We start from the raw sequence: 6,311 nt of genomic DNA, 5'->3' as shown, positions 1-6,311 counted from the left end.
GCTGCCTTTGCGGCAGTGAAGCAGCCGTGCATGGTGGATAGCTGGGTGGAGTGTTTCTGAGCTGCCTATGCGGCAGTGAACTTCATCGCGGATAAGTTCTTCCCGAACATCCCTTTCTGAGCTGCCTATGCGGCAGTGAACTAATGGGGTAACAAATGAGCCGTCCTGAAATTTTTCTGAGCTGCCTATGCGGCAGTGAACCCGGAACGTACCATTGGCCGTGTCCATTAGACTTTCTGAGCTGCCTATGCGGCAGTGAACCAGCGCAATAAAACCCTAACGCCTTACTCTGCAAAGCGTTATTGGTCTTTTCCATCGATTTACCCTGTTTTTCTTCTGTTCGCTAACTCCTTGTTTTCAAAGCGCTTGGTTTAGCCCGCGAAAAAAGGGTCAAAACCAGGGTACGGTCGCCTCGTGGCTTAGGCCGTAGGCGTTGAAGGTTCCGATTTGGGCGTTGGCCTGGATCGGGCCCTGGGCGATAAACAGGCGGAAGCGTTGGCCGCTGCTCTGGCTGTACAGATCGATAAAGGGCAGGTCGAGGGTTTTGCCGGCGTGGTCGGGGATGCGTTGGCGGGCTTGTTCCTCGCTCAAGCCGTGGCGTTTGATGGCACGGCGGCGCAGGCGTTCGGGGTTGCTGTCGACCTGTACGCGGCGCAGGCCACGGTGCTGGGTGTCGGCCGGCACCGCGGCCAATTCGCTCAGTTGCACATGATCGCGCATGCCGCTCAGCCAATTGAAGGCCAGCAGCCGATCCAGCCCCGCTGCCGTACCGTGTAAACGCAGGCGCGAACCAAAGCCATGGCCGGCGCGCGGGCTATCGGGGAAGCTGATACCGATATCGTCGCAGCCCAACTCGACCAACCCGCGGTGCAGCTTGGCGAACAGCGCGTTCATCAGCTGCGTGGGCGGGAACTCCGGGTCGGACAGCAGTTTCAGGTCGATGTAGTGGTCCATGGCTAGCCCGCCTCACCGAAGACGCCGCCGCGAATCAGGGTGGCCATGACGAAGTGTTGGTCGCCTTCGCTCGGCACTTTGTCCTTGAGCAGCCAGTTATCCAGCAGGTTGTAGAAGTCCGCCTTGGCCTTGGGTTGGCGGTAGGCACGGCCCTGGGTGGTGACCGATCCGTAGGGTTCCACGGCGATGGGGCCGAGGTCGCCGGCATCGGGATACCAGGTGTCCACAGTACGCAGGGCGTTGCCGAGCTTCTGCGAGTGGATGCCGGCGATGCCGCCTATCTGGTAGAGGGTTTTGCTCTTGTCGCCCCGGCCGCGGTCGAGGATCAGCTCCTGGGACGGAAACACTTCCTGGCCGACACCGACCCGTACATAGGCGGTCACGCCGAGCAGCACATGCCGCTCACCGCTCAGGCCATCGGCGATCAGGCTGCCCAGCTCGGTCAGCGCCGCGGTCGCGGGGCCAGTAGCGTCGAAGTGGCGCAGCGACAGGCCCAGCGCATCGAAGGTCCATTGCTTGGCGGCCTTGCCGTCGACCAGGTGGGCGATCTGCACCTCTACCTGTTCGGCACCGATGCGGTTGCGCCAGAGGAAGCGCCCATTGGCCAGGTTGTGCGCGTAGCGCCGCGCCAGTTCGCCGAAGCCGTGAGCGCCGACATAACCTTGCACCGTCTCCAGCAACTTCTGTCGGTAGTCGGCAGCGTTGCAGGCCGAGGGCGTGCCTGCGCCGCCGAGTACGCGCAGGCTGAAGCTGACGCGCAGGGTATCGGCGTCGTGCGGCAGGGCGGCGACATCGACGGTCTGCAGGTTGGGGTTCTCGATGGCGGCGTCGAGTTTGGCCGGATCCTGATCCTTGGCTTTGAGGCGGTTGGAGATGGTGCCGCGCACGGATTTTTCCCGCACTGCGAGCGGCTGCCAGTTGTCGCGCGCCTGCCAGTCACCGGCATGGAACAGCGCGTCGGACGGGTCGAGCTTGCGCTCGAAGGCCAGAACGGATGCGGTCTTCAGGGGTGTGGTGGTGGTCATGATGGTCACTCCTTGTCATCAGCAAAAAGGCTACGGGCGTAGTGGTTGTGGCAGCGGTACAGACCGGCTTCAGGCTCGGCGCTGGCGCACCAGAGCAGATCGTCCACATCGCGCAGGCGGTGCGGGCTGAGCCATTGGCCGATGGAATACAGGCTCTCGACGAAACGCAGCGGGGTTTGCTCGTCCCGTGCGTTGGCGACAGTGCCGGCGCTCTGCAACGGGTTCAGGCCGCCGTAGCCCACCGGAATCGGCACCAGCCAGCCGTTGGGCAGCACGCGCTGAGCACGCCACTCGACCTTGGCCGGCTGCGTCTCGCTGGCCGGGCGGGTTTCTTCTGCGCGGATATTGAGCCGGGACAGGTCGAGCCAGGCGTCGAGCAGGTCGGCCTTGGCGTCCTGCGCGCGCAGGGTTTGCAGGTGTGCAGCGAGCAGGTCGTCACGGCTGACCAGGGCGAAGCCCGGCAGCCAGCGGCGGCGCAAGCGACGAAATTGCTCGCTGCGCTCCGCGCCCGAAACTGCCAGCGGTTGCAGCGAGGGCTTGTGCTGCGGGTCGAGGAATACGCTGCCACCGGCGATGCGCATGCCGCCGAGCAGGTCGGCGACATCCCGGGCGATCTGCTGGCGCTGCTGCCAGTCGCCCTGTACCGGGTTGGGTTGCTCGCCTTCGACGTAACCACTGACGGCGAAGACCAGGGTGATCTCCAGATGAATGCGCCCTTCTTCAACGATGGCGGCGGTTTCGCCTCGTTCGTTGACCGGGTTGCGGGTCAGGTGGAAGGCGCGTTGATAACCTTCGGTGACTTGCGCCTCATGGCTGTGGCAGATCACCCCGACGCTGTCGAACAGCAGCGGGTAGCGGCCATCCAGCTTGCGCTCGACGGCGTGCATCAGGCCGATAAACGCGCTGATGGCGGGGAAGCCCCAGGTCAGCGGGCTGGAGATGGCATTGGCGTTCTGCACCCGCACATGCGGCAGGATCAGCAGGCCGTTGGATTGCGCGAGCTCACTCATGGTCGTCATCTCCCAGGTCGCGCTGCTCGCGCTCGAACTGTTCCAGCCAGGCCTTGTTCAGCCAGTTGAGGTCGAGCCATAGGGCATCGCTACCGAAGTGTTTGGCCCAGTAGCTGTTCTCCATATCGCCGACCGAAAGCTTGGCCACCAAGCGGGCGTTGAGCCAGTTGGCGAAGCGCTCGCGGATTTCATCGGCCCAGGCCATGCGTCGCCACTCACTGGCGAAGACTTCATCCTGGCCGGCACGGCGGAAATCCAGCCACAGTTTCTCGGCGCGATTGAGGTTGCACTCGGGTTTGGCCGACCAACCCGGCTCGAAGGCCCAGAGTTCGGCGGAATACAGCAGCAGCTCGTCAATCAATTCGCTGAGCAATTCGTCGCGGCTGTTGCGGGTGTGCACGTTAGACGGCGGGCCACTCAGGAGGAACTCGCGCAGGCTGGTGACCAGCTCGCGCACCGCCGGGCGTTGGCCGAACGCGGGGAATATCGAACCGTCTTTGCTGCGGACCGGCAGGCGCACATCGCGCTGCTGCCAACTCGGCGGCAGGGAGGCAAGCAGATAGTTGTCGCCACGCCGTTCGCTGTTGAGTTGGGAGATGTTCTGCGGCTTGGTGCCGCCGAGCTTCTGCACCGCCAGCTGCGGGTATTCGCGAATCACTCCAGGATGGAACTGCTTGTCGCGCCGGGCCTGCCGCGCCTCCTTGGCCGGCTCGCCAAAACGATCAGCCTGGATGCCCAGGTAAACCCGGTGCGCCAGCGAACTGGCGTAAAGCGGTGCGAGCAGATGGAAGTGCGCGTCGTTGCACGGGTCATCGCCAGACAACCAGTAGAGCTGTTTTCCATGGGTGTGGGAGGCCAACCCGTCGCGTGGCCGGGTAATGCTGGTAAAAGCTGCGGCCAGGCCCTGGACGTGCTCGGCATCGGTACTCAAGGCCGCCACGGCATCGGTGTCCTCAGCCAGCAACAGGCTGAGCAGTGGCTGGCCGTCGTGCTCCAGCTTGAGCAACTTGTAAACATCCAGCGCCGCGGCATTACCCACCACATCGCCGGCAAAGTTGTCGCCCAGACAATGGCTGCCCACCAGCTCATGTGCAGGCAGCGCGCTCGGCAAACAATAGAGGTTGGTGCCCTTGGCGTCCGGATGGATCGCCTTGAGCGTATGGGTCACCGCCTGAATCTGCCCGGCACGCCGTGCGGCATCTTCCAGCCATGCGGCTGGTGCGTATTGGATCAACAGGGTGGCACGCTTGGGATCATCGTCGCTCAAGCCTTCGAGCTTGGTGGCCAGGCGTTCGGCGATAAAGCCTTCGATCAGGTTGCGGATTTCATTCTGTCGACGGGGTGAGGGGTCGTGCATAACCGCGTGTCCTTGCGCTGGGAATGGCGGCAGTCAAAGTAGCATCGTTTTGCCAGCAGTCTTGAGGCCTTATCCAAAAGCCCAAGGTCAAACCTAGAAGCTTTTATGCTTCACTTCTCCGTAAATGCAGTACACATACTGCCAAAAATTATTTGTGAACCTTAAAGACTTCATTTATTACTGAAACACACAAGTTTCTAATGATATTTTTTGCAGCACATAAGGCTCTTTATTAACCGATAGAGCCTTACAGGCTTCACTTTTTGATGCTGATGTTGAGGTGACCCATGCGTACCACCCTGCTGGAACAGATCAAACGCCGGCGCTTGCAGCTCGGCCTGAAGGGCAAGGACATGCCGCTGCGGGTGGGCCTGAATCGGCAGCAGTACGGCAAGATCGAGAAGGAAGGCAACCCCAGCCTCGCCACTCTGGACAAGATCGCCGAGGGGCTGGATGCAACCCTGATGCTGATCCCCAAGGAGCTGGCGGGCCAGGTCGAACAGTTGCTGGCGGCCGGCGCTGCTGGCGCGCTCGAGTCTCGGTTCGTCTACCCTGCGGGCGTCTCGCCGACCATGCCTGCCAAGGGCGTGAAAGAAACCATCGAAGACCCCTGGCAAGATCTGGGGGATGACTGATGGCCGGCGAACAGGTCTCGGCGCTCAGGTTGACGCTGCATGGGCGGCTGGTCGGCTATATCGCCGGTTATGCGCACAACCGCACGGTGTTGTCCCTGGCACCGGAATTCATCGCAGACGCCAAGCGCCCCGCACTGACCCTGTCACTGGCAAACCCAGGCACATTTGCCGCCCGTGCGGGGAAGATCTTTCCGGTGGCGACCAACATGCAATTGCACCCGCTGCTGAGCAACCTGCTGCCCGAGGGGGCCTTGCGCCAACTGCTGGCCCAGCGCCTGAAAATTCACGAGAACAACGAATTCCCCCTGCTCGTCCACCTCGGTGCCGACCTGCCCGGCGCGCTGGTCGCCGAGCCGGTCAAGGCGGAGGATATTCCGGACACGGCCTTTGGAGACCGCGGGCGGCTCGACCGGGTGGCGGTGGATACCGTGGACCGGGTGGCGCATTTTTCCCTGGCCGGCGTGCAGATGAAATTTTCCATGCACAAGCGCGATGGTCGCTACCTGCTGGGCGATGCCAATGCACCCGGCGACTGGATCATCAAGACGCCCTCCACCGTGCATGCCCATGTACCGCTGAACGAGTACACCAGCATGCGCCTGGCGGCGCTGGCCGGCGTGAACATCCCGGAGATCCGCCTGGTGGAACTGGACAAGCTCGAACGCCTGCCGGAGATCAAGCTGCCCGACGAAGGCTACGCCTATGGGATTCGCCGGTTCGACCGGGCCGAGGGCAGCCGCGTGCATGCCGAGGATTTCGCCCAGGTGCTGTTTGCCTACGCGGCGGACAAATACCAGAAGGCCAGCTACGAACAGATCGCCCGATTGATCTACCAGAACACTTATAACGGCCAGCAGGATGCGGTGCAGATGGCCATTCGGCTGCTGGTCAATATTCTGTTGGGCAACGGCGATGCGCATTTGAAGAACTGGAGCATTCTCTACCCCGATGGGGTGAACCCGGTGCTTGCGCCGGCCTACGACATTGTCTTCACCAAGGCTTATATCCCGGCCGAGGAAGCTTTCGCATTGAATATGGCGCAGACGAAGCAGTGGCACAGCGTATCGCTCGAGCATTTCCGGCGCTGGGCCACGCATGCGGATCTGCCGGAATCGCCGATTCTCTACAACCTCAAGGCCGCCATCGCCAAAGCCCGAGAGCTGTGGCCAGCCGCACTGGCGCAAAGCCCAATGCACGAACCGCACAAGGCTGCCCTGCGCGCTCACTGGAAGGCGCTGCATGGGGATTTTCGCATCGACAGTTAGATGCCCGGTGATTACCTGACAGCGCGGCATCCAACCAACGGACTCGCGGCTACAGGTAGCCTGGG

The 6,311-nt window shown here is 62.4% G+C and carries 6 protein-coding genes; 2 read left to right on the top strand and 4 right to left on the bottom strand.

Annotated features, from left to right (window positions below; genetic code table 11):
- Nucleotides 1–390: 390 nt before the first annotated feature.
- From cas6f to csy1, 4 genes are read right to left on the bottom strand one after another with little or no spacing between them, the layout of a single operon-like run.
- Entirely contained in the window at nucleotides 391–954 is a 564-nt protein-coding gene (cas6f, locus tag ABZE94_RS07855) for a type I-F CRISPR-associated endoribonuclease Cas6/Csy4 (RefSeq protein WP_372874976.1), read from the bottom strand.
- 2 nt (nucleotides 955–956) lie between these two features.
- Nucleotides 957–1,979 carry a type I-F CRISPR-associated protein Csy3 gene (gene csy3 / locus ABZE94_RS07850; RefSeq protein WP_372874975.1) on the bottom strand — a complete coding sequence of 341 codons (1,023 nt, stop codon included), beginning with the start codon at nucleotides 1,977–1,979 and terminating at the stop codon, nucleotides 957–959.
- A 5-nt stretch (nucleotides 1,980–1,984) separates the two neighbouring features.
- Nucleotides 1,985–2,989 (bottom strand): type I-F CRISPR-associated protein Csy2, encoded by a 1,005-nt coding sequence (csy2, locus tag ABZE94_RS07845; RefSeq protein WP_372874974.1) that lies wholly within the window; start codon nucleotides 2,987–2,989, stop codon nucleotides 1,985–1,987.
- Complete coding sequence (csy1, locus tag ABZE94_RS07840) at nucleotides 2,982–4,346, bottom strand: type I-F CRISPR-associated protein Csy1 (protein ID WP_372874973.1); 1,365 nt, start codon at nucleotides 4,344–4,346, stop codon at nucleotides 2,982–2,984. The genes csy2 and csy1 overlap by 8 nt, the downstream gene beginning before the upstream one ends.
- A gap of 287 nt (nucleotides 4,347–4,633) precedes the next feature.
- Between csy1 and ABZE94_RS07835 the strand changes: the two genes are divergently transcribed.
- Together ABZE94_RS07835 and ABZE94_RS07830 are read left to right on the top strand one after the other, a co-directional pair.
- Nucleotides 4,634–4,981: a helix-turn-helix transcriptional regulator gene (locus ABZE94_RS07835; protein WP_372874972.1), complete on the top strand. Its 348-nt coding sequence runs from the start codon at nucleotides 4,634–4,636 to the stop codon at nucleotides 4,979–4,981.
- Nucleotides 4,981–6,246 (top strand): type II toxin-antitoxin system HipA family toxin, encoded by a 1,266-nt coding sequence (locus tag ABZE94_RS07830; RefSeq protein ID WP_372874971.1) that lies wholly within the window; start codon nucleotides 4,981–4,983, stop codon nucleotides 6,244–6,246. Before ABZE94_RS07835 ends, ABZE94_RS07830 begins: the two co-directional genes overlap by 1 nt.
- Nucleotides 6,247–6,311 lie beyond the last annotated feature (65 nt).

The sequence above is a fragment of the Pseudomonas sp. genome, assembly GCF_041601375.1.
GTDB lineage: Bacteria > Pseudomonadota > Gammaproteobacteria > Pseudomonadales > Pseudomonadaceae > Aquipseudomonas.
This window is presented reverse-complemented; position numbering and strand designations above follow the sequence as displayed.